The organism is Serratia sp. 25CWL12, assembly GCF_055790885.1.
In genome coordinates this window covers 2140909-2164751 of sequence record NZ_CM147698.1, presented here as the reverse complement: position 1 = coordinate 2164751, position 23843 = coordinate 2140909, and the positions used below count along the sequence as shown (strand labels likewise).

At 48.6% G+C, this 23843-nt stretch carries 21 protein-coding genes; 11 read left to right on the top strand and 10 right to left on the bottom strand.

Features of this window, described 5'->3' with window-relative positions; all coding sequences use genetic code 11:
* The first annotated feature begins 82 nt into the window (after positions 1 to 82).
* The gene (gene nagZ / locus ACX9GV_RS09470) at positions 83 to 1960 is read left to right on the top strand and encodes a beta-N-acetylhexosaminidase (protein ID WP_473197861.1); all 1878 of its coding nucleotides are present in this window, start codon (positions 83 to 85) and stop codon (positions 1958 to 1960) included.
* A gap of 276 nt (positions 1961 to 2236) precedes the next feature.
* Here nagZ and ACX9GV_RS09465 read toward each other — a convergent pair whose 3' ends face one another.
* The 6 genes from ACX9GV_RS09465 to ACX9GV_RS09440 all read right to left on the bottom strand — a co-directional run bounded on the left by ACX9GV_RS09465 (position 2237) and on the right by ACX9GV_RS09440 (position 7600).
* Positions 2237 to 2563 carry a Rid family hydrolase gene (locus ACX9GV_RS09465; protein ID WP_473197860.1) on the bottom strand — a complete coding sequence of 109 codons (327 nt, stop codon included), beginning with the start codon at positions 2561 to 2563 and terminating at the stop codon, positions 2237 to 2239.
* A 218-nt stretch (positions 2564 to 2781) separates the two neighbouring features.
* Complete coding sequence (locus ACX9GV_RS09460) at positions 2782 to 3120, bottom strand: low molecular weight protein tyrosine phosphatase family protein (RefSeq protein WP_473197859.1); 339 nt, start codon at positions 3118 to 3120, stop codon at positions 2782 to 2784.
* A gap of 223 nt (positions 3121 to 3343) precedes the next feature.
* Positions 3344 to 3652 (bottom strand): hypothetical protein, encoded by a 309-nt coding sequence (locus ACX9GV_RS09455; protein ID WP_473197858.1) that lies wholly within the window; start codon positions 3650 to 3652, stop codon positions 3344 to 3346.
* Positions 3653 to 3698: 46 nt separating this feature from the next.
* Complete coding sequence (gene araA, locus ACX9GV_RS09450; RefSeq protein ID WP_473197857.1) at positions 3699 to 5198, bottom strand: L-arabinose isomerase; 1500 nt, start codon at positions 5196 to 5198, stop codon at positions 3699 to 3701.
* A gap of 15 nt (positions 5199 to 5213) precedes the next feature.
* Entirely contained in the window at positions 5214 to 5912 is a 699-nt protein-coding gene (locus ACX9GV_RS09445; protein WP_473197856.1) for an L-ribulose-5-phosphate 4-epimerase, read from the bottom strand.
* A complete protein-coding gene (locus ACX9GV_RS09440) occupies positions 5909 to 7600 on the bottom strand; it encodes a ribulokinase (RefSeq protein ID WP_473197855.1) in 1692 nt (563 codons plus the stop codon). The genes ACX9GV_RS09445 and ACX9GV_RS09440 overlap by 4 nt, the downstream gene beginning before the upstream one ends.
* 362 nt (positions 7601 to 7962) lie before the next feature.
* Between ACX9GV_RS09440 and ACX9GV_RS09435 the strand changes: the two genes are divergently transcribed.
* The 4 genes from ACX9GV_RS09435 (at position 7963) to araC (ending at position 12819) form a co-directional block, all read left to right on the top strand.
* The gene (locus tag ACX9GV_RS09435; protein WP_473197854.1) at positions 7963 to 8946 is read left to right on the top strand and encodes an arabinose ABC transporter substrate-binding protein; all 984 of its coding nucleotides are present in this window, start codon (positions 7963 to 7965) and stop codon (positions 8944 to 8946) included.
* A 232-nt stretch (positions 8947 to 9178) separates the two neighbouring features.
* The gene (gene araG, locus ACX9GV_RS09430) at positions 9179 to 10678 is read left to right on the top strand and encodes an L-arabinose ABC transporter ATP-binding protein AraG (RefSeq protein WP_473197853.1); all 1500 of its coding nucleotides are present in this window, start codon (positions 9179 to 9181) and stop codon (positions 10676 to 10678) included.
* Between the two features lie 39 nt (positions 10679 to 10717).
* Positions 10718 to 11719 (top strand): L-arabinose ABC transporter permease AraH, encoded by a 1002-nt coding sequence (gene araH / locus ACX9GV_RS09425; RefSeq protein ID WP_473197852.1) that lies wholly within the window; start codon positions 10718 to 10720, stop codon positions 11717 to 11719.
* 239 nt (positions 11720 to 11958) lie between these two features.
* Positions 11959 to 12819 carry an arabinose operon transcriptional regulator AraC gene (araC, locus tag ACX9GV_RS09420; RefSeq protein ID WP_473198012.1) on the top strand — a complete coding sequence of 287 codons (861 nt, stop codon included), beginning with the start codon at positions 11959 to 11961 and terminating at the stop codon, positions 12817 to 12819.
* A 79-nt stretch (positions 12820 to 12898) separates the two neighbouring features.
* On the opposite strand, the gene ACX9GV_RS09415 is transcribed toward araC, so the two are convergent.
* Positions 12899 to 14266: a GntP family permease gene (locus ACX9GV_RS09415; RefSeq protein WP_023492637.1), complete on the bottom strand. Its 1368-nt coding sequence runs from the start codon at positions 14264 to 14266 to the stop codon at positions 12899 to 12901.
* Between the two features lie 372 nt (positions 14267 to 14638).
* On the opposite strand from ACX9GV_RS09415, the gene ACX9GV_RS09410 reads away from it, so the two are divergent.
* The gene (locus tag ACX9GV_RS09410) at positions 14639 to 15160 is read left to right on the top strand and encodes a gluconokinase (RefSeq protein ID WP_023492638.1); all 522 of its coding nucleotides are present in this window, start codon (positions 14639 to 14641) and stop codon (positions 15158 to 15160) included.
* A 10-nt stretch (positions 15161 to 15170) separates the two neighbouring features.
* Positions 15171 to 16979, top strand: a complete 1809-nt coding sequence (gene edd, locus ACX9GV_RS09405; RefSeq protein WP_473197851.1) for a phosphogluconate dehydratase — start codon at positions 15171 to 15173, stop codon at positions 16977 to 16979.
* Between the two features lie 315 nt (positions 16980 to 17294).
* On the opposite strand, the gene ACX9GV_RS09400 is transcribed toward edd, so the two are convergent.
* Positions 17295 to 17930 carry a hypothetical protein gene (locus ACX9GV_RS09400; protein WP_473197850.1) on the bottom strand — a complete coding sequence of 212 codons (636 nt, stop codon included), beginning with the start codon at positions 17928 to 17930 and terminating at the stop codon, positions 17295 to 17297.
* Positions 17931 to 18729: 799 nt separating this feature from the next.
* Between ACX9GV_RS09400 and ACX9GV_RS09395 the strand changes: the two genes are divergently transcribed.
* The 3 genes from ACX9GV_RS09395 (at position 18730) to ACX9GV_RS09385 (ending at position 21019) form a co-directional block, all read left to right on the top strand.
* Entirely contained in the window at positions 18730 to 20013 is a 1284-nt protein-coding gene (locus ACX9GV_RS09395) for an IS4 family transposase (protein WP_473195461.1), read from the top strand.
* A gap of 30 nt (positions 20014 to 20043) precedes the next feature.
* Positions 20044 to 20694 carry a hypothetical protein gene (locus ACX9GV_RS09390; RefSeq protein ID WP_473197849.1) on the top strand — a complete coding sequence of 217 codons (651 nt, stop codon included), beginning with the start codon at positions 20044 to 20046 and terminating at the stop codon, positions 20692 to 20694.
* Positions 20695 to 20848: 154 nt separating this feature from the next.
* Positions 20849 to 21019 (top strand): hypothetical protein, encoded by a 171-nt coding sequence (locus tag ACX9GV_RS09385; protein WP_473197848.1) that lies wholly within the window; start codon positions 20849 to 20851, stop codon positions 21017 to 21019.
* Between the two features lie 235 nt (positions 21020 to 21254).
* On the opposite strand, the gene ychF is transcribed toward ACX9GV_RS09385, so the two are convergent.
* Both ychF and pth read right to left on the bottom strand, forming a co-directional pair.
* Positions 21255 to 22346 (bottom strand): redox-regulated ATPase YchF, encoded by a 1092-nt coding sequence (gene ychF, locus ACX9GV_RS09380; protein ID WP_473197847.1) that lies wholly within the window; start codon positions 22344 to 22346, stop codon positions 21255 to 21257.
* A gap of 253 nt (positions 22347 to 22599) precedes the next feature.
* Positions 22600 to 23190, bottom strand: coding sequence for an aminoacyl-tRNA hydrolase (gene pth, locus ACX9GV_RS09375; protein ID WP_473197846.1), 591 nt, complete (start codon positions 23188 to 23190; stop codon positions 22600 to 22602).
* A 277-nt stretch (positions 23191 to 23467) separates the two neighbouring features.
* Between pth and ychH the strand changes: the two genes are divergently transcribed.
* Positions 23468 to 23752, top strand: coding sequence for a stress-induced protein YchH (ychH, locus tag ACX9GV_RS09370; protein ID WP_023492087.1), 285 nt, complete (start codon positions 23468 to 23470; stop codon positions 23750 to 23752).
* The last annotated feature ends 91 nt before the right edge of the window (positions 23753 to 23843 follow it).

Sequence of the window (23843 nt, the reverse complement as noted above, 5' to 3'; positions counted from 1 at the left end):
AAGAATATTAAATTCCATCCTATTATTATTTCAAGAATTTATTATTCTCATTAACGACTTTTATTCATTATGAGGGAATGCAATGAAAATACTAGGAGTAACAAAGGTTGCTGTGCTTATTTCCAGTCTGACACTGATGGGGTGTGATGACGATCATTTTTCCACCAGCCAGCAAGAATCGCAAACCAGTGCCGAACAGATAGTCACTCAGATGAGCCCACGAGAAAAGATCGGCCAGGTGCTCATGCTGGATGTGCGCAACTGGGGAAAAAATGCTGCCGGTGAACCTCAAGGCGTCACCGTGCTCCCTACGGAGCTGGCTAAAGTCATCAATGACTACCGGCTGGGTTCTGTGATCCTGTTTCGGGAAAACTTTATTAATACACCACAAAGTTATCAGCTGATTCAAGATTTACAGAAGGCCAGTTATCAGTTGCCCCTCCTGATTAGTACCGATCAAGAAGGCGGATATGTTACGCGTCTGCGTGAAGGCACAGAAATGCCGGGTAATATGGCACTAGCCGCAACGCGCGATGCCAATATGGCACAACTTGTGGGTGAAGTTCACGGCTCGGAACTCAACGCATTGGGCGTGAACATCAACTTTGCGCCGGTTGTGGATGTCAATACTAACCAGAATAACCCGGTTATCGGTGTGCGTTCATTCAGCAGCGATATTGCGCTGGTTAATGAGATGTCTAGTGCCTATATCAAGGGATTGCAGCAGAATTCTGTTATGTCCACTGCAAAGCACTTCCCTGGTCACGGTAACGTGGAAACCGACTCGCATTTTGGGTTACCGCTGGTTCCTTATACTGAAAGTGAATGGCGGCAAAGCGATTTGTTACCATTCAAAAATGTTATCGAACAGGGCATTGATGCCGTACTAACGGCACATATCATCGTTCCTGCCCTTGACGATACCAAAGTAGTTTCTAAAAAAGATGGTACTGAAATCGGTTTACCAGCCACATTGTCCAAAAAAATCATCACCGGTATTCTTCGTGATGAGCTCAAATTCAAAGGCCTGGTATTTACTGACGCAATGGATATGGGCGCTATCACCGAGAACTTTGGTGCTAATGAAGCCGTGGAAATGGCGTTGATGGCAGGCAGTGATGTTATGGTGATGCCAGTCCATATCTGGGATCAACAAGGGATTGATCAACTGGAAGATCTTTACCAATACCTGGAAACTCAATACGCTAAAAATCCAGAGTTTGCGTCGCGCCTACAAGAAGCCGCGACCCGGGTTGTCCAAACTAAGTTGGCTAAAAAGATCGGTGCCACAAACAATTCACATACTTTAGAGTACGCTCAATCTGTCGTTGCTTCACCTGCGCATAAAAGCGATGAACAGAAAGTGGCAGAGCACTCCGTTACGCTTATCAAGAATGACAATCTGTTGCCCTATTCCCTTAATGGACAGAATAATGTGCTGATCATTTCTGATGAAAATACGCGCAATGATATTATCCGCAGTGAATTGCAAAACATTGCAAGCAAGCTTGAAAACCAGGAAATCACAGTTTCCAGCCTGGCATATAAGCTGGATCAGCAAACCGTGCCAGCCAATCTGGAAGAGAGTATTGAAGCCAACGATCTGGTTATTCTGGTCACTTACAATCTAAAAAACAAAGGGCGTGCTGCACAGCAGACCATTGATAAAGCGAGAGAATTGGGTATACCCCTGGTTGTTATCTCATCACGCAATCCCTATGACATTGCTTATCTGGATAATGTGACCGCCAACCTGGCTATTTATGGTATCACCGGGTTTGATGTTACCAACAACAATCGTAACTCTCTTGAAGCCAATATTCGGGCAGGCATCAGAACATTGTTTAAAAATGAGACTGACACCCTCATCTTTAATGTTCCTAGCGGTAAATTGCCTGTTGATATCAAATCTCCTGAAGGTGAAGTCATCTACCCCTTCGGGCATGGCTTGACTTACTGATTCCAGTAAAAATTACCTCAGTTGCGCAAAGTAAAAATCCGCCTTCCTAGAAGGCGGTATTGTTTTGGTGGCCCATTAGGGCGTACTAATCTCGAACAATTTTCTATGCTGCGATGATCGTAAGCTCCCTTAAATCAGCACCTGTTTTTTAGCCATTGACTGCGCAACACTGCCTCTGCATTCATTTAATACAGAGGGCCTATATCCAACAAGTGCTGGAACGCATTGGTGAAGCGGATAGGTTGGAAAGAATTGAGGCGTTTTTACCCGGCAATGTTATCGGGCATGAATCTTCCCCTCGGCAAAGGTTTCAATTTCAATTAACAAGTCGGGCCTGGCCAGTCCTTTAACGGTGACCATCGTCATACAGGGCTGATGCCCTTGCAACCAAGGGGTCAAAATAAGGTTACGCTCCTCTGCGGGCAGTGTTTCGCCTCCCCAGTAAAAGGTCATTTTGATGATATCACTGACGCTTAAGCCCTGTGCTTCGACATTTTTACGGATGTTGTCGAGCGCTAGGCTAAATTGCTGAGATTGTTCTTTAGGGACAAAACCATCCTGGCGCATACCTATCTGCCCTGAAATCACCAATATACTCGTCATACTTCAAGCTGCCTGGGTGTTAGCTGCACTCTGTCACCCCAGTCACATAGTCAGCTATGCTCCTGGGGACTCCATCGCTGGCTGCCTACACGCAACTTGAATTATTTAGTGTATAGTGATTTATCATGGTCGAGAATTGCGGAATGAGAGTAGGCCCCTAATGGGGTATGTAGGTCCGTAGGGTTAATCAGTTTCATCTTATTTCCTTTATTATCTGATCAATTTTTTATGATAAAAGGCGCCAGAATAGATTCGGTAGATTGTTCCAGCAATGTGACAAGTTCCGGGTCCATATACTGATACTCATCCGGTATATCAATAACGTAAATTGCTTTGTGTTCTAACAGTTGGCGGTAGTCAGCAACTAAGCGATTTTTGTGCTTTTGTTCCATGACAAAAATCATCTCCGCCCAGCGCAATAATTCATGTGTGACGGTTTTTTTGGCATAGCGACTGGTACCTGCTGACTTGACCACCAGACCCGGCGTCCGCTGCCATATTCTTTCAGCGGTAGGGCTGCGCCATTGGTTGCGGCTACATACAAACAACACATTCATGGTTATAGGGCTCACTCCGGGTATTACTGTTTGAGATGGCAAGAGATATTGCTGAATCTTCAATACAGCTTGGTATGGCTGATTGGGGAGTTTATCCTCGGTTGCAGCGTGATAACAATGCTTTAATTATTGGTCCGGGCTGACTGTCATCAGCATCTACAGTTTGAAAGGTGACGGATAAATAGCTGGAGGCCGCCTCGCGCTGCCTCCAGACTCAGTCTCTTTATTTTTGCGACATGGTTTCCATCGCCGCTGGGTATCGGCCACCTGAAATGTTTTCTGGTGCGAAGGTGGTTTCCAATTGGGTGCGTTCGTTATCGGTCAGTTGTAGGTCAACGGCTGCCGCATTTTGTTCCAAATGTTCCAGGCGTTTTGCACCAGGAGTTTCATCAATACCATCCCTGCTTAATAACCCGCTATAAATAGCTGCGCCTAATACTACTGCGGATCGGTACGATGCACCGTGGAGCGCATGGACGCGCGATACGAGCGTCCATATACGGGGTTGCGGCGTGTCAGCGTTCCGCATCATGCCCACCAGCCAGAGGCTAATATCAAGCGGCATTTGGCACGATTATTTATTGGCAGATTTTGTAATAAACCTCATTCCACTGTAGCGCTTGTTTGAAGTCAGGAATGCGGGTTTCTTTATCAATGACCACACATTCAATGCCCATTATTTCGGCAAAGTTGCGCAATTGGGCGATATCCACCGATTGGGTAAATACTGAATGGTGGGCGGCACCCGCCAGGATCCAGGCTTCAGCACTGGTTTCCAGATCCGGCATGGCACGCCACAAGGCGCTGGCCACCGGGAGTTTTGGCATTGCTTGTGGCAAATCCACCACCTCTAACTGATTGACCACCAGACGGAAGCGATTACCCATATCAATCAGGCTGGCATTGACCGCTTTGCCCGCCGGCGCGGCAAACAGTAGACGTGCTGGTGCGGCTTTATTGCCGATCCCCAGATGCTGAGCGTCGAGCACTGGTTTGGCGGCAGCAATGGAAGGGCACACTTCCAGCATGTGCGAGCCCAGCACCAGCTTGTTGCCAGCTTCAAGATGGTAGGTGTAATCCTCCATAAAGGAGCTGCCACCCGGCAAACCATGGCCCATTACCTTGATGGTGCGTAGCAGCGCTGCGGTTTTCCAATCGCCCTCTGCGGCAAAACCGAAGCCTTGTTGCATCAGGCGTTGGCAAGCAAGGCCCGGCAGTTGGTGCATGCCATAGAGGTCTTCAAAGGTGGTGGTAAAAGCCGAGAAGCCACCGGCGGTAAGGAATTGTTTTATTCCCAGTTCTTGCCGCGCTGCTTGATATAAATGACTACGCAGCGCGCCCCCTGGCTGTACCACTTGGGTCAGGGTATAACTCTGCTCATATTCTGCCAGCAGCGCCTCGATATCGGCTTCGGGCACCGCGTTGATCACGTTGACCAAGTCACCCACCGGGTGGTAGTTCACTTGATAGCCAAACTTGATCTGCGCTTCAATTTTATCGCCCTCGGTGACAGCAACGTTACGCATATTGTCGCCGAAACGGGCGATCTTCATCTGGCGGCTATCATAAATGGCGGCGGCGATGCGCATCCAGTTAGCAATTTTGCGATGCACTTCTTCATCTTGCCAGTAACCCACAACAATGGTGCGTGGCAACCGCAAGCGCGCCCCCATAAAGCCAAACTCGCGGCCACCGTGGGCAGTCTGGTTGAGGTTCATAAAGTCCATGTCGATCTCGCTCCAGGGCAGATCGCGGTTGAACTGGGTGTGAAACTGCAGCAAGGGTTTCTGCAACTGGCTGAGCGCCGGGATCCACATCTTGGCCGGTGAGAAGGTGTGCATCCATACCATCAGCCCCGCACACTGCTCGCTGTGGTTGGCATCACGGGCGACGTTGCTGATTTCATCAAGGGTGGTGCCGGTGGGCTTGAGCACGATTTTAATGGGTAGCCCCGCGCGTTCATTCAGCAGGTTGGTGATGGTGTGAGCATGGTCGGCAACCTGTTTCAGTGCGGTGGCACCATAAAGATGCTGGCTACCCACCAGCAGCCATACTTCGAGCTGTTTCATCAATTCCATCGTTATCTCCTTGGGTTAAGCTTTTGTCTGGCCGTAGTAGGCGTGTTTGCCATGTTTGCGTTGGTAGTGTTTGTGCAGCAGATAGTCGGGCAGTGGAGTTGCCTGCGGATTGATCTGGCGGGTGAGCCAGGCCATGCGTGCGACTTCTTCCAGCACCACCGCGTTGTGTACGGCATCATCGGCGTCTTTACCCCAACTGAACGGGCCGTGGTTGGCCACCAGCACACCCGGCATGGTGAGAACTGGCGTTTGCTGCAGGGTTTCGACAATAAGATGACCGGTCAACCCTTCGTAATCTTCATCCACCTCGCTGGGGCTTAGCAGACGTGAACAGGGGATTTCACCGTTGAAATAGTCAGCCTGAGTGGTACCAAAAATCGGGATGGCGCAGCCTGCTTGAGCCCAGGCGGTAGCGTGTGTGGAGTGGGTATGTACCACCCCCCCGAGATCAGGATAGTGCCGATAAAGCACCAGATGAGTCGCGGTGTCGGAAGAGGGGCGTAATTCCCCTTCGATTTGCTGACCGGCCAGATCAAGCACCACCAGGTCATTCAGTTGCATTTTGTCGTAACTGACACCACTGGGTTTGATCACCACCAGATTGCGCTCACGATCAATCCCGCTCACATTGCCCCAGGTAAAAGTCACTAGATGATGGCGGGGCAGATCCAGATTGGCGGTGAGTACCTGCTCTTTAAGTGTGCGAAGGTTCATCGTGCCACTCCTTGGTTGTAGAGCGGTTCTGCCGCCGCACCCCAGGCAAGGTAACGTTGATAGAGTTGCTCGTAGTCAGCGACGCGTTGCGGTTGCGGCTGGTGAATGCGTTCCACAGCACTGGCCATATGCTGCTGGGCGCTGGCCACATCGGCATAAACCCCTGCGGCAACGGCGGCGAAGATGGCGGCACCCAGCGCACAACATTGGTCTGAGGCCACAACCTGAATCGGGCGGTTCATCACATCAGCACAGGTTTGCATGATGGCGGGGGATTTACGCGCGATCCCCCCCAGCGCGATCACCTGTTCTACCGCGACTTGCTGGCTGGTCATGCACTCCATAATGCTACGTGCGCCAAATGCGGTGGAGGTGACCAGCGCACCAAACAGCGTGGGGGCATCAGTACTGAGGTTGAGCCCGGTAATGGTGCCTTGCAGGCGTTGGTTGGCATAAGGGGTTCGCCGGCCATTAAACCAGTCAAGCACCACCGGCAAATGGGGTAGCGACAATTGTTGCTCCCAGGCGGCGGCAAGGTCTGGCAAGATTTGCTGCTTGTGCGCTTCAATGGCACTGCGCAATTCGGGGTATTGCTCGGCGAGTTGGTCTAACGGCCAGCTCAACTGGCGTTGATACCAGGCGTAAATGTCACCAAAGGCTGATTGGCCTGCTTCCAGCCCCACCATCCCCGGCACAGCACTGCCATCTACTTGGCCGCAGATGCCAGCGATAGCGCGTTCGTCAATGGTGGCGTGGTCGGCCATCAGGATGTCGCAGGTAGAGGTCCCTATTACTTTCACCAGTGCATGTTTGCCGGCACCTGCCCCAACGGCCCCCATATGGCAGTCAAAGGCACCACCCGCCACCACCACTTTATCACTCAGCTGTAAGCGTTCCGCCCACTCCGCTGTCAGGGTGCCAACAGGAATATCCGCCGTCCAACTGTCGGTAAATAGCGGGCTATCCAGTTGCTCGGTGAGTAGCGGATCCAGCGCATTAAGGAAGTCGGTGGCGGGTAAACCACCCCAGTTGGGGTTCCACAAAGACTTATGACCGGCAGCACAGCGCCCGCGCTTGATATCTGCCGGGGCCTGGGTGCCGCTCAAAATGGCGGGCACCCAGTCGCATAACTCAATCCAGTTGCAGGCCGCAGCCCGCACGGCGGCATCCACACGGGAAACATGCAGGATCTTGGCCCAAAACCACTCCGAGGAATAAATCCCCCCAATGTAGCGGCTGTAATCGGTAAAGCGGCCGCTATGGCAAAGTGCGGTGAACGCTTCGGCTTCTTCAATGGCGGTGTGGTCTTTCCACAACACAAACATCGCATTGGGGTTGTCGGCAAATTCCGGGCGCAGGGCCAAGACACGCCCTTGTTTATCAATCGGCGCTGGCGTTGAGCCCGTGCTGTCCACGCCGATACCGCAGATTGCCGCCCGTTGTGCTGGGGTGAGCTTATTCACCACCTGCACCACTGCCTGCTCCATCGATTCCAGATAATCGAGTGGGTGATGACGGAATTGGTTGTGCTGCGGCTGGCAATACTTTCCCGCTTGCCAGCGCGGGTAATAGACAACCTGGGTTTCCAGTTCGGCACCATCGTGGCAACGCACGGCAAGTGCTCTGACCGAATCGCTACCGAAGTCGAGTCCGATGACAATATTGTCCGGTCTGCTGTGTTCAGACATAAAGGCTCCTGACCATCAATGAAAGGATTTCTAGGAAGGAACCATAGGAGATGAGGCCAATTAACGGTTAGCAATGGCTTGCTAAAAATATGGATTTAAACGCTATTGGTTATGGAGAGTGATGAAGTTCTAAAATTTTTAAACATCACTTTTTTGCTAAAAATATAGACGAAATAGCTACAATTTCATGGCGTGATCCTGCTCTCCATTTTTTATATTTAAAACAGCTACAACTTTATCCTCCATCTGGTGATAACAGTAACGTCATGTTTAAAAATGGCATTTTCTAATCATTGGTTGAGTAAGAGAGTGGGAAGTGCTTGGTTGACATAGGAATTAATAGAACAATTGGAGACGCTGGCATGAATAAAATAGTTAATAGCATGATTGCGGTAGGGTTTGTTCTCGGTATGGTAAATTCTGCTTTTTCAGCAGAGACGTTGAAACTGGGTTATCTGGTTAAACAGCCAGAGGAGCCCTGGTTCCAGACGGAATGGAACTTTGCCGATAAAGCCGGTAAAGACCTTGGTTTCGAGGTGATTAAGATAGCGGTACCCGATGGTGAAAAGACGCTTAACGCCATTGATAGCTTGGCCGCCAGTGGCGCCAAAGGCTTTGTAATCTGTACCCCAGACCCGAAATTAGGCTCAGCCATTATGGCGAAAGCCAAAAGCCTGGATTTGAAAGTGATCGCGGTGGATGACCAGTTTGTCAATGCCAAAGGCAAGCCCATGGAACAGGTGCCGCTGGTGATGATGGCGGCCACCAAGATCGGCGAGCGCCAGGGGGAAGAGCTGTATAAGGAGATGCTCAAACGCAAATGGGATGTGAAAACCACCGGGGTGTTAGCCATCACTGCTGATGAGTTAGATACCGCTCGCCGTCGCGTGGCAGGTTCCGTAAGCGCACTGGAGAGTGCCGGTTTCCCTGCTGCCCAAATTTATCGCGTTCCTACCAAAACAAATGATATCCCCGGCGCGCTGGATGCCGCCAACTCGATGCTGGTGCAGCACCCAGAAGTCAAGAGTTGGCTGATTGTCGGCATGAACGACAACACCGTGCTGGGTGGGGTTCGCGCTACCGAAGGACAGAGCTTCAAAGCGGAGAACGTCATCGGCATTGGTATCAATGGCGTTGATGCGGTGAATGAACTCTCCAAATCCACCCAGACTGGCTTCCTCGGGTCGCTGTTGCCGAGCCCGGATGTACATGGTTATAAGAGCATCCAGATGTTGCATGACTGGGTCAGCAAGGGGGAAGAACCCACCAAATTCACCGAAGTGACCGATGTGGTGCTGATCACGCGGGATAACTTTAAGGAGGAACTGAAGAAGAAAGGGTTGTGATAGACCGGGTTACGATACCCGCTTGCAATCGGGTACGGCAACTTATACCCAAAATAATTCGAGTTGCTTGTAGGCGGCCAGCGATGGACACCCCAGGAGCATAGCTGACTATGTGACTGGGGTGACAAAGAGCAGCTAACACCCAAGCGGCTTGAAGTATGAAGAGTATAGATGACCACGGATATATACCGGCATAACAGGCCATGTTATGCCGGCAATCTGGAGTGAGCACATGAATCAGTCAGTTCCTTATCTGGAGTTTTTCGGTATCAGCAAAGAGTTCCCCGGTGTCAAAGCGCTGCAGAATGTCTCGTTTTCCTGCCAACAGGGGACGATACATGCGTTGATGGGGGAAAATGGTGCCGGTAAGTCAACCCTGCTCAAGATCCTCAGTGGATTTCAGGCTCCCACCCAGGGGGTTGTCAAGCTAGCCGGGGAGGAGAGGGTGTTCCGCAATACCGTGGAGGCGCTGGAGAGTGGCATTGCCATCATCTATCAGGAGTTACACCTGGTACCCGAAATGAGTATTGCCGAGAACATCTACCTGGGCCAACTGCCCACCCGCCATGGCATGATTGCGCGAGATGAGCTGTACCAGAATGCCGCCAAACAATTGGCGCGCCTGGGGATGGATATTGCGCCGGAAACACCGCTTAAATATCTCTCCCTCGGCCAGTGGCAAATGGTAGAGATTGCCAAGGCATTAACGCGGGATGCGCAAATTATCGCCTTCGACGAACCCACCAGCAGCCTGTCATCACGGGAAATTGAGCAACTGTTTCGCGTTATTCGCCAGTTGCGTGATGAGGGCAAGGTGATTCTGTATGTCTCCCACCGTATGGATGAGATTTTTGAGCTCTGTGACGCCATTACGGTATTTAAAGATGGTCAGTTTGTGCGCACCTTTGACGCCATAGCGGAGGTTAGCCGTGACCTGCTGGTGAAAACCATGGTCGGGCGTGAGCTGACCGATATCTACGGCTACCTGCCGCGCCCCCATGGGGAAGTGGGGCTGCAGGTACGCAACCTGATGGGGCCCGGTTTGCAACAGCCGGTATCGTTTGAGGTGAAGCGTGGGGAGATCCTCGGTATTTTTGGCCTGGTGGGGGCAGGGCGTAGTGAGCTGATGAAGCTGATTTTTGGTGCTGACCCGATGGTGTCGGGTGAGATTGCGGTATTTGGCCAACCAGTGTCGATTCGCAGCCCGATTGATGCTATCCGCAGCGGGATCATGCTGTGTACCGAGGACCGTAAGGCCTTGGGGATTATCCCTATCCATTCGGTGCAGGAAAATATCAATATCAGTGCTCGCCGCCACAAAGCCTGGGGAGGCTTTTGGATCAACCAACAGTGGGAAGATAGCAACGCCCAACTGCGCATCCGCGATATGCGGGTTAAAACCCCGTCCCCTCAGCAAGCCATTATGAACCTCTCTGGCGGTAACCAGCAGAAAGCGATTCTGGGGCGTTGGCTCTCTGAAGATATGAAAGTCATTTTGCTTGATGAGCCGACCCGGGGCATTGATGTGGGCGCAAAAAACGAAATCTATAACGTGATTTACGATCTGGCTAAGGTGGGTATTGCCGTCGTGGTGGTATCCAGCGAGTTGCCGGAAGTGTTGGGGATTGCTGATCGAGTCATGATTATGCGCGAGGGGGAAATTGCGGGTGAGCTTTCCCACAGCGATGCCAATGAAGTCAAAGTGTTGAACCTGGCGATGCCAGCCCGTTAATTCGCTGTGACCAAGCTCAGAACAACTAGGAGAAATATCATGACAACAACGTCCTCTACTGGCCAGAGCGCGATGGATTCAGTCGCTACCGGTTCCAGAGTACAACTGGCTCGCATCTGGGATCAATATGGGATGCTGGTGATTTTTGCCATCCTGTTTCTACTGGCATGCATACTGGTGCCCAATTTTGCCAGCCTGATCAATATGCGCGGGCTAGGCCTGGCGGTGTCCATGTCGGGTATGGTGGCCTGCGGGATGCTGTTTTGCCTGGCCTCCGGTGAGTTCGATATGTCGGTGGGGTCGGTGGTTGCCTGCTCTGGGGTTGCCTGTGCAGTAGCCATTAATGCCACCGAGAGTATTACTTTCGGTATTTTGGCTGGCATGTCGGTTGGGCTATTTTTTGGCCTGATCAACGGCATTGTGGTGGCTAAATTCAAGATCAATGCCTTGATTACCACGCTGGCGACCATGCAGATGGCTCGGGGTGTGGGCTATATTATCTCGGATGGTAAAGCGGTAGGCATTGTGGAAGAGGATTTCTTCCAGTTGGGTAATTCCGCGTTATTTGGCGTCCCGACACCGGTCTGGCTGACTATTATCTGCTTTGTGCTGTTTGGTTTGCTGCTGAACAAAACCACCTTTGGTCGCAATACGCTGGCGATGGGGGGGAATGAAGAAGCCGCGCGTCTGGCCGGGGTTAACGTGGTGCGTACCAAGATTATCATCTTCGCCATGACCGGGCTGATCGCCTCAATTGCTGGTATTATACTCGCCTCTCGTATGACTTCTGGGCAGCCGATGACCTCTATTGGTTTCGAGCTGGTAGTGATTTCCGCCTGTGTGTTGGGGGGCGTCTCAATGAAAGGGGGGATAGGCAAGATTTCGTACATCATCGCCGGGGTGCTGATTCTGGGGCTGATGGAAAATGCGATGAACTTGCTCAATATTTCCCCGTTCGCTCAATATGTGGTGCGAGGCTTGATCCTGCTGGCCGCAGTACTGTTCGACCGTTACAAGCAGTTGCGTAAAGCACGGGTGTAATGCGCTGTGTTTGCACCCTATATGCCCCAGTTCAATCAACAGCCAGGTAGAATACGCCTGCAGATTTATTGATGCTGGGTCTATCAGGCCAGTGTGTGGCTGGCCTGATACTTCCATTGTGGGCCAGTGGAGTACTTTTACATTATGCGGTTTGCCTGACCGCGTATTTCCCAAAATGAGTCTCTATAATGGGTCATAGTGATTGTTTTACCGAAACGCTTTTTACTGCCATGTCATCAATGCAAAAAGAGAAGCCAAAACAGCTTAACCCCCTATTGCCAGGATATGCGTTTGACGTGTTCCTGGTTTCCGGTATGACGCCCATTGCACAAGACAGTACCCTTGATTTTATTATTGACCGGCCCCGCGGTATGAAGGGGTTTATTGTCAATTTAACCATCAAGGGTAAAGGGCAGGTTTTTCAGGGGGATAAGGCCTTTACCGTGGAGCCAGGTGATTTGCTGCTGTTTCCCCCGGCGGCGGTACACCATTATGGCCGGGCAGCGGATGCCCCTGTCTGGTTTCACCGCTGGGTCTACTTCCGGCCAAGAGCGTATTGGGCGGATTGGCTTAAATGGCCACGGGTAGTGGATAACGTTGGGCGGTTAAACTTAGCGGATAGCCAGTTGTTTGATGAGTTTGATGGCCTGTTCCGTGCTATTGAAGAGACTAACCAGCAACTACGGCCGATGTCAGAACAATTAGCGATGAACCTGCTGGAGCGGCTATTGATCCGCTGTTATGAAGCTTCCTCTCTGGCGGAGTATCCGACGATTGACCACCGGGTCCTCCAGGCTTGCCAGATCCTGAGTGAATCCCTTGCTGCCGAGATATCGGTAGAGGCACTGGCGCAGCAGGTATTTCTCTCGCCCTCACGGCTGGCCCACCTGTTCCGTGAGCAGGTCGGGGTGGGTATTGTACGTTGGCGTGAAGATCAGCGGATTATCCGGGCTAAACTCTTGTTGCAAACCACCCCGATGTCCGTCGCGGCCATTGGGCAACAAGTTGGTTATGACGACCAACTCTACTTCTCGCGGGTATTTAAAAAACGCGTCGGCGTGAGCCCAAGTGAATATCGCAAATGTGCTACGCCGCTGTGATGGTATGAGGTATGAGGAGCAAGGTGAGGATTGACGGGGACAGATAACGATTCTCTGCCCCGTGTTTTCATTTACTGTCTTACAAAAAGATACTGAGCGTGGCAACAATAATAAATGCAATGCTGCCCAACAGCGTTTCCATCACCGTCCAGGTTTTTAACGTGGTTTTTTCGTCAATACCCATAAGACGAGAAACCAGCCAGAAACCAGAATCGTTAAAGTGAGAAAGTACGGTTGCGCCCCCTGCGATAGAGATAACGATAAAGCATAAATCCAGGCTGGATAAACCGGTAGTCTGCGCCACGATAGGTGAGATAAGCCCAGCGGTGGTAGTCAATGCTACCGTCGCCGACCCTTGTGCAACGCGCAAACAGGTAGAGATGACAAATGCAGCGACAATCAGCGGCATACCGGTGTCTTGCAGCACACCGGCTAATGCATCACCGATACCACTCGAACGCAACACACCGCCGAACATCCCGCCTGCACCGGTAACCAGAATCACAGCACAGATTGGCGCTAATGAGTCACCGCACAGTTTTTCCAGTTTGCTCATACCAAAATCTTTGGCAAAGACCACCAAGCAAACCAGCAGCGTGATTAACAGTGCTACAGGGGTTTTACCGAACATACGGAGGAATTGAACAACGGTACTTTTGCCATCAATGACGCCAGTGACACTCAACGTATTCAGGCCAGTATCTAAAAAGATCAATAAAACAGGTAATAACAGAATAAACAAGACAGTGCCGAAAGCGGGCAGCTTGTCGTTATCAATGATTTGTTCATCATTAAACAGCAGTTTTGATAACGGAATATTGAATTTTTTGCCCGCATACAGACCGAATAAATACCCGCCTAGATACCAGGTTGGGATAGCAACCAACAGACCAATAACCAGCAGTAAGCCCATGTCGGCACCTAACAGATCGGCAGCGGCGACAGGACCAGGATGTGGTGGAACGAAGGCGTGCATAACAGCAAATGCACCGGCAGCAGGTAGGGCATATTTCAGCAATGAGCCACCAAAACGATTAGCCACGCTGAAAATAATCGGGATCATGACGATCAGACCCGCATCAAAGAAGATCGGGAAGCCGAACAGTAAGGAGGCCACCCCCAGTGCGAAAGGGGCTTTCTTTTCACCGAAACGACCAATCAGGGTGTCTGCCAGGACTTTTGCCCCTCCGGTTATTTCCAGGATTTTGCCGATCATGGCACCTAAGCCGACCAACAAAGCCACAGAAGCCAGGGTGCCACCAAAACCAGTCATCATGGTTGGAACGACTTTGTCAGGGCTAACGCCTGTTGCCAGTGCGGTACCTAAACTGACCAAAGTAAGAGAGACGAAAGCATGAACTTTCAGTTTCATTATTAAAAAAAGTAGAGCAGCGATAGCGCAACCTGCAATGATCAGCAAGTGCGTGGGGTTGGTTATTTGCTCCATGGCTGTACCTCATTATTTTATGGTTAGCTTGCTTCGTGTTTCAGTTCACAAATCTAAAAGTTACGGGTAACATGTTACTGGTAAAGTGAGTAATATAAAGTCATATTTTCAACTGTTATTCAAAAATGAGATCTATACCAAATTTCTATCAAGATGCAGGTCGGGATACCGCTAGGCAGCGACTCCAGTTCCAGAAAACGAGCTGAACGCATGTGCCGAACAGCCTAGTGAGCTAACTGCACTGTCGTAGTTAAGGATGATCCAAGTACTTCAGGATGACCCTTAAGTGTTGATGCCGTAAGTCACGGCCACCGATAGCCAGGCAACTTGAAGGATGAGGGAGATACCCAGAATACAATGCGAGGAGTTCATATGGCCGGTAGTAGTATTATTGTGATGGGCGTTTGCGCCAGCGGAAAAAGCACGGTTGGAGCCATGCTTGCACAACGGTTAGGGGCAAAGTTTATTGATGGGGATGACCTTCATCCTAAAGCGAACATTATAAAAATGGCCAGTGGACAGCCTTTGAATGATGAAGATCGCAAACCTTGGCTAGAGCGCATTCGTGATGCCGCTTTCAGTTTAGAAAGTAAAAATGAACAAGGTGTTATTGTCTGCTCGGCACTGAAAAAGAGTTACCGTGACCAGATCCGCAACGGTAACCAAAATGTCAGTTTTGTCTTTCTTGATGGTAGTTTTGATTTGATCATGGCTCGTATGATGGCGCGTAAAGGGCACTTTATGAAACAGAATATGGTAGAAAGCCAATTCAATACCTTAGAGCGACCTGATAATGAGCTGCAAGTCGCAGTGGTCGATATCGACACTGATATTGATAACGTGGTTGAGCGTGCATTAATTGCATTGAATCAGCTCGACACCGCAAATAGGTAGGATAAAAGCGATGAACAAACAGCTCAATCCTATGGTAAGTGCCGTGACTGAAAGGATTGTGGAGCGTAGTCGTGCCTTGCGCCAGCAATTTTTGGCAGTGGCAAAGCAGCAGCAGTCGAAGGGCAAGGGGAAAGCATCGCTATCTTGTGGCAATTTGGCCCATGCGGTAGCGGCATCCTGTTCACAGGACAAGGCCAATATTCTCGATTTGACCCGGGCGAACTTAGCCATTGTCAGTGCCTACAATGATATGCTGAGTGCACATCAGGTCTATAAAGAGTATCCAGACCAAATTAAGCAAGCGCTGGCGCCACTCGGTCATACCGCACAAATAGCGGGGGGCGTTCCTGCAATGTGTGATGGGGTGACACAAGGGCAGCCGGGAATGGATATGTCTCTGTTTTCGCGTGATCTTATTGCCCAGTCTACGGCATTTTCACTCAGCCATAATATGTTTGATGGCACACTTCTTTTGGGTATTTGTGACAAAATTGCACCGGGCCAATTGATGGGGGCGCTAGAATTCGCGCACCTGCCAACCGCCTTTATTCCTGCTGGCCCAATGGGGTCCGGGATTACTAATGACCAAAAAGTGGATGTGCGCCAAAAATATGCAGCGGGTGTCGTTGATGAGACGGCATTATTGCAAATGGAGTGTGCTTCCTATCACTCCCCTGGAACATGTACCTTCTACGGCACGGCAAACACGAATCAATTGGTGTTTGAGGCGATGGGATTGATGCTACCGGGTTCGGCATTTGTGCCACCCACATCCGCGTTGCGCCATGCCTTGACGGAATATGCTGCAGTACGGCTGGCCTCCATGACGATAGGTTCACGACATTATCGCCCGCTGTATGAGGTGGTAACAGAAAAGAGCCTGGTCAATGGTTTGATTGCCCTTTTGGCATCTGGGGGCAGTTCTAACCACACTATTCATATGCTTGCGGTGGCCCGTGCCGCTGGGATTTTACTCACTTGGCAGGATCTTAGTGATCTTTCCGATGTGGTGCCTTTGTTGGTGAATGTCTATCCGAATGGTTCTGCAGATATCAATGCTTTTGAGCAAGCTGGTGGAGTGCCAATGCTGATGACCCGATTGCATCAAGCCCAGTTGCTACACAGTGATGTCAAGCCGGTGTTTGGCGAGTTTATTGACCAACTGAAGTCACCACAATGGGTGGACAATCAGTTGGTGTGGCAGGCCTGTGATGAAAGTAAAGATCCCACGGTTATTTCATTACCTGATAGCGTGTTTCAACCTTCTGGCGGTATTAAGGTGTTAACCGGCAATTTAGGGCAAGCGGTGATGAAAGTGTCTGCGGTTGCTGTAGCACACCGTGAGGTTGAGGCACCGGCAAAAGTTTTCCATTGTCAGCATGAGGTGGAAGCCGCTTACCAGCGCGGTGAATTGAATCAGGATTGTGTGGTTGTTGTCCGTTTTAACGGCCCAGCGGCAAATGGTATGCCTGAGTTGCATAAGTTGATGCCTATTTTGGGCAATATACAGAAAGCGGGATACCATGTTGCGTTAGTGACGGATGGCCGCCTGTCTGGCGCATCGGGCAAAATCCCGGCAGCGATCCATGTCTCACCTGAAGCCTTGCGCGGGGGCGCGATTGGTTTGATTGAAGAGGGGGATCTGATCCGCGTTGATGCGAATACCGGACAGTTGGAGAATCTAACGGCTAGCACTGGGCGAACAGGGGCACAATGTGATACCGAGCGCCTGCAGCAGAGTTGGGGACGGGGATTGTTCAAGATATGCCGGGAAAATGTCTCTTCGGCAGATCAGGGTGCCTCTTTCCTTTATTCATAGTAGTCAGTAATAAGAATGGTCAGTAACAAGAATGATCAGTAACAAGAATGATCAGTAACAAGAGTAGTCAGGAACAAAAGTAGACAGTGACTAGAGTGCCCAGTATCAATCGTCACCAGGTTTCGACAGCCCTATTTTGCCGATACCGAGAGGTTGCTGGGCCCTATCACTATCACAGCGTGTATATGAAGCGCTGTCATTCTCTTAGGTATTAAAAAAACGCGTCGGCGTTAGCCCAAGTGAGTATCGCAAATGTACTAATGCCGTTGTGAATGGTGCCGTTGTGATGGTGTGACGGCGCTTGAGTCATAGCCGTTATAATACCAGCCAACGAGCTAATTGCAGTTTAGTGGAGAGTTCAAGCCAAAAAGTCGGTAGATTTCCTATCCTCCGCCGTTGCGCTACCTCTGAGGCCGCATGCCTACAAGTGATATCACTCATAGTTGCATATTTTGACGTGATGATATAGCTCCCAGAGGCGGTAAATTGGATATCTTTATAGTCATAATAATACGCCGGAAGGGATTTATAATAAGCCAGTATATCTGCTACAGCGGAGGGTGAATCGGGCTTGTCTATTTGTACCGAATCACTTTCAATGTTAGCTTTAATACGCCTGTTTTCCGCTTCATTTTGGCTGTTTGAAGTATATTTAACGTTCATAAATACTTTTCCAGCAATACCAGTATGAACTTCTTCAGTTTGATAGCGAACCTTACGACCGTCATTGCTCAGAGCGACGCTATTGATAACGACATTTGCTTTAGTCGAATGGCCCTTAGGTAATGTATGAGAGTAGGAGTAACTGCAAATTGTATGTGCGCCAATGGGGCTAGATACATAAAACGTTGCTATTTCATCAGGCGTTGCAGCCTGCGCCGAGTGAAGTATCAGCGGCAGGCAAAATGCAGTGATAAGTAAGCTGCTATAGATTTTAATTTTATGCAACATTTAGTTACTCTCTAGGCAAATCATTTGAGTAGATAACTGATGAATAGCTGTTTTATTTCTCTGGGGCTTGCAGCCAGTGCCGAGTGAGTCATCAAGGGTAGGCACATTGATGCGACGAGAAAAAAACGATATAGCCTTTTGATATTATATATTTTTTATCTAAGCCAGATTGCGATTTGTTCATCTTGACGGTTTCCCTATGTCGAGTGAAATTTTTCATCAGCATAAAATGGCATCTTACTGGTAGTTGGTAGCTGTTACCAGTGAGTAGCCAATAAATAGGAATTTCCCTAAAACTCGGTAATCGGTACAGATTAAGCAGGTTTATGACCTGAATTTGGTTATGCTGGTTTTGCTGCGAAGATAGGGGAGATAGTGCTTGCATGGTTTAAAAAGTGATTTTTTAACTCGGGTGATGGAGACGTTGACCTGAGACATACTTCGCAGACTATCAGAATATACACTAAATAATTCGAGTTGCAGGAAGGCGGCAACGCAGAGAATCCCCAGGAGTTTACACTGGTAAGTGACTGGGGTGAGCGAGGAAAGCCAACACACATGCAACTTGAAGTATGACGAGTATAGAGCGCAAAACGTACTCGGCTTGTGATACAACGCGAAAATTTATAATATCTTGGGCGTTGAGATGGTTGCGGGTGGTACCTTTATCACTATGGAATATTCATAGGTAGGATCTTAGCGTAATACATTGATAAAAATCAGAAAAAACTTGAAGTTGCGCCGTGACTATGATCAGATATTTTCACCACAAAAAGGTCCACTCAAGGCCACGACACCTATGAAGATTACCACGCTGAGCGATACGCTAAAAGCCCTGTTTAACCCTTTTTATCTACTTGAATTAGCTCGTAGTTTTAAATTTATTCAACGATTACGTAATGTACAACCTGTCCATATGGTTTTTGCCATTGTCCGAACACTCAGCGATCAGCGTCATGCCAATTTGGCTGACATCCATAGGACATTGGGAAGTATCTCTAACTCACTGATTTATTATAAACCTTTTCACAATCAATTAAAAAAACCGCAGTTGACAAGGCTCATGCAAAAACTGGTTGAAGAGGCGATGACACAATGGCTAATCCAACCGTTTCAACAGGACCTACCAAAAAAATTTCCATTTAAATATATACATATACATGACGGCAGTTCGCTCACTCTACATCCTGACCTTCGGGATGTATTCCCGGGGCGATTTCCAACCGCACCTGCCGCCATTGAGCTTCATATGACTCTTGATCTGATGAGTGGCACCGCAAACTACCTGGGGATTGATGCCGATAAAGAGAGTGAGCGGTTATACCAACCCTATGCCCATGAATTGAAAGAAACCTTGGTGATGATGGACGCAGGCTACTTTAGCCTCAACTATTGCTATAACATTAACCAATCAGGGGGTTACTACATTTTCCGAGCGAAAAAAAATCTCAAACCAGATTCCTGTATTGTTCGGGATTGTTTTGGTAAACCCGTGATGGAGCTGAAAAAGGGTGAGTTCAATCAGTTAACCGTAGAGCCGGGTGAATATCGAGATTTAAGCCTCGAGTGGAGTAATCGTCCTGGAAGCTATCGGCTGATCGCCTTTTGGGATAGACGGAACCAACGTACCGGTTACCTGATCACCAATTTATCTCGGGGTGACTTTTCTGCATGGGACATTTGTCATCTTTACTCAATGAGATGGCAGATAGAATTATTTTTCAAAGAGTTAAAATCATTTTGTGGTCTGAAAACGTTCATTACACGAGATAAAAACATTGTGCAAACCCTGGTCTGGGGCAGTATGTTGGCCGTTCTACTAAAGAGGAGTGTGGCTTTCACTACTGGACTGATTGCAGGTGTCTGTATTTCAACTCAAAAGGTGGCCCGATGCAGCTTACTCTGGATGCAGAACCTTCTTGAAGCCTTACTCAACCCAGTGGTTCTAGAGGATTTTCTGTGTACTACAGTGGCATTTTTGGCAGAACATGCGCGACGAGCAAATCTCAAACGGGATAAAGAAACATCATTATTTTCAATGGGCTTAGATATTTACTCGGGTGCTGTAGTGGGTGATTTATGACCTTAAGTACCTACGTATGATGGAATATTTATGATTAACGGTTCGGTGATTTTTTTCTACACATTTGTTGGCTTAATGCTAATATATTGTATTTTCCAGTTTCGCCGAAGTGCTAATAAATGGCTGGATGCTCTAAAGGTAATATCATTTATCATCGCTATACTTGCATCAACCTTTTATTTTGAACCACTATCGGGGTTCTGGATAATATCATTGTTGGTTGGTTCATATCTTATCCGTTTAGTGGTTTTTGTTATCTATTGTGTCGTAAAAGATTGGTGCATAAGAATAAATTTAAACCTGATGATAAAAGGTGTACGCAGTAGTGGATTTGCCTATATGGATGAAAAATTCCTGAAGAAAGCCAAAAAATCCTGGCTTGATAACTGCTGGTTTGTTGCTTATTCACCTGAAAATAATATGTTCGAGATAGGTGTTAAATTTTTTGATGCGAAAATGGAAATAAATAAAAAATTCTTCATTCGCGCATTGTCTGGCCGTGTTGTATTTATGATCCCAGAACGCTTCTTGGAATCACTTAACCTTGCAGCAAATATAATATGCCCGCTGGCCGATTTCTATGACTCTAGCGCGGAAGCAAAAGAATTGGTTTTTAATTATGTTGAAGCCATAAAAAACAACTCTGCAGAACCCTGGAATATATCATCTACTGGATCGTGATGATGGTTTGAGTGTTTTTTTGGGGTTATAACCATTATATGGCTGTATTCTGATTTAGGTTATGTGAAATCGTGTAGGAAGGTCGGTATAATAACCATGCTTTGATTTCTGACTCTATAAATTTCAATGTCGGGAGCCATGATGAGTAACAACAATGAGTAGCAACAAAAAAATGCATAAATCCTATGCTAAGCCATCTCGCGCAGACATTGTTCGCTCCGTAGCAACCTCAACGGCGGTTGAAACAGGGCAGTCTTCTGCAAAGATAGCAGCTTCGCTTGAAGCTGCGCGCAAGAAATTTGCTCATTTACGTCTTGCAGTTTAATCGTTTCTTAACGGCTGACTGGCCCAGCAATAGTGGACACGGCACTAAGTGAGTAAATTCTTACCTCAGAGGTGACTCATGACTAAAGTACTCCCCCTGTACTTGTTTTTTACAGCACTGTAGTGAAAAAAATTCACGTTGCTATAAAAACAAAAATCCACGCAATCGCGTGGATTTTAAGTCTGTTATCTTATCCGCCAGACACCGTAAGATGTCCTGAGATCGGTAATATTAATTAGACGTTAAACAGGAAATTCATCACATCGCCATCTTTAACGATGTAGTCTTTCCCTTCTGAACGCATTTTGCCGGCTTCTTTGGCACCTTGTTCACCTTTGTAGGTAATAAAGTCCTCAAAAGAGATGGTTTGTGCGCGGATAAAGCCTTTTTCGAAGTCGGTGTGGATTTTACCAGCGGCTTGTGGCGCGGTGGCTCCAACAGGGATGGTCCAGGCGCGGACTTCTTTAACACCGGCAGTGAAATAGGTCTGCAGGTTGAGCAGTTCATAACCAGCGCGGATCACACGGTTTAAACCAGGCTCTTCCAGCCCCAGTTCTGCCATAAACTCTGCACGTTCGTCATCTTCCAGTTCGGCAATATCTGACTCGACAGCGGCACAAACTGCAACCACCACTGAGCCTTCTGCAGCAGCAATATCACGCACTTGGTCTAGATAGGGGTTATTTTCGAAACCGTCTTCGTTAACGTTGGCGATATACATGGTCGGTTTCAGCGTCAGGAAGCTTAAATAGCGGATGGCTGCTTTATCTTCCTCTGTCAGATCCAGCGCGCGCAACATACCGGCATTTTCCAACTGCGGCAGGCATTTTTCTAAGGCCGCCAGTTCCGCTTTGGCGTCTTTGTCGCCCCCTTTGGCCTTCTTCTGCACGCGATGCATGGCGCGCTCACAGGTATCCAGGTCAGACAGGGCCAGTTCGGTATTGATCACGTCGATATCGTTGGCTGGATCGACTTTATTATTAACATGAATAATATTGTCGTTCTCAAAGCAGCGCACCACATGGCCAATGGCTTCGGTTTCACGGATATTGGTCAGGAACTGGTTACCCAGGCCTTCACCTTTAGAAGCACCTTTTACCAGCCCAGCAATATCAACAAACTCCATGGTGGTGGGGAGAATGCGCTGAGGCTTGACGATTTCAGCCAACTGGTCCAGGCGTGCATCAGGCATCGGGACTACGCCGGTATTAGGTTCAATGGTGCAGAACGGGAAGTTGGCTGCTTCAATTCCCGCTTTGGTCAACGCATTGAACAGGGTGGATTTGCCAACATTAGGCAGACCGACGATACCGCATTTAAATCCCATGTTTATATCACCTTAAATATTATTACTATCAATAGGTTAATGTTAGCCTGCCCGATGAAGGCAAAATTATCGCGCCATTATACACTGAATACTGGGTTATCTCGATCTACCCGTCGCCATTCAAACTGCAGGGTTGTTGGCTTCACTCACTCACCCTAGTCACATAGTTAGCTATGTTCCCAGGGATTCACTCGGTTGCCGCCTACCTGCAACTTGAATGAACTTGGGTATAGTTGCTTTGGTGAGCGTTCCGCTAACTACCTGCCTTAAAGGCGTGTAAGCGGTTCATGGCTTTGGTGATGCCATCCGTCAGCAGGATATCGGTACAGCGTAACGACTCATCAATCGCGTCATTAATTAATGTTTGTTCGGTTGTTGGGGGTTTACCTAGCACAAAACCCACGACTTTATTTTTATCACCCGGATGACCGATACCAATGCGCAAACGGTAAAAGTTGGCGCTATTGCCGAGCTTGCTTTGAATATCTTTTAGGCCATTGTGACCACCGTGGCTACCACCCAACTTAAGTTTGGCGACACCCGGCGGTAAGTCTAGCTCATCGTGAGCCACCAGAATTTCTTCCGGCAGAATACGGTAAAAACTGGCAATCGCCGCCACAGATTTACCACTGAGGTTCATAAAGGTGGTGGGAACCAGTAAACGCACGTCGTTACCTGCCAGGTTCAGGCGTGCGGTGTAACCGAAGAATTTACTCTCTTCCTTGAGTGGTTGGTTATGGCGATCAGCCAGTAAGTCAACATACCAGGCACCGGCGTTATGCCTTGTCTGGGCATACTCTGCGCCCGGGTTTGCCAAGCCAACAATCAATTTGATACTGCTCACAGGGAAATTCGCCATGCTAAAAATAATCGGAAGGGCACTAGTTTACCCTCCGGCGCGTGGAATGACAAAACTCTGGCGCAAAGGTGTTGGTTAGGCGAACGTGTAAGTAAAACAACTCAATTGATTAGCATTTTTTATGGTGGTGTAAATCATGGTCAACTATTGTCTCTATTTGTGACCGTTAAGGCACACTTTTTGTAGGTTAATGGCTAAACTTAATGTTATTAACAGAGTGAGTGATATCCCCAGTTGGCACAAGGTAATGTAGAGGTGACGAATGAAACGTAAAAGCGCAGAGATTATCGGCAACGTTTTAATGGGATTGGGTATGGTGGTGATGATAGGTGGGGTCGGATACTCCATTTTGGCTGAAGTATCACAATTCGGTCTGCCACAATTTTTAACGCATGGGGCCCTTGCCAGTATTTTTATTGGCGCGGTGTTGTGGCTTGCTGGTGCGCGTATTGGTGGTCGTGAAAAGGTTGCTGACCGCTATTGGTGGGTTAAACACTTCGATAAACGTTGCCGTAATAACCCTAATCATCACGGTCCGTCTCACTGAGATAAGGAAGGTTTACGCGGTTATAACCAGCCAATCCATACTATTACTCGAATTATTGAGTGTATAAACATAAAAAATAAATACAAATCAA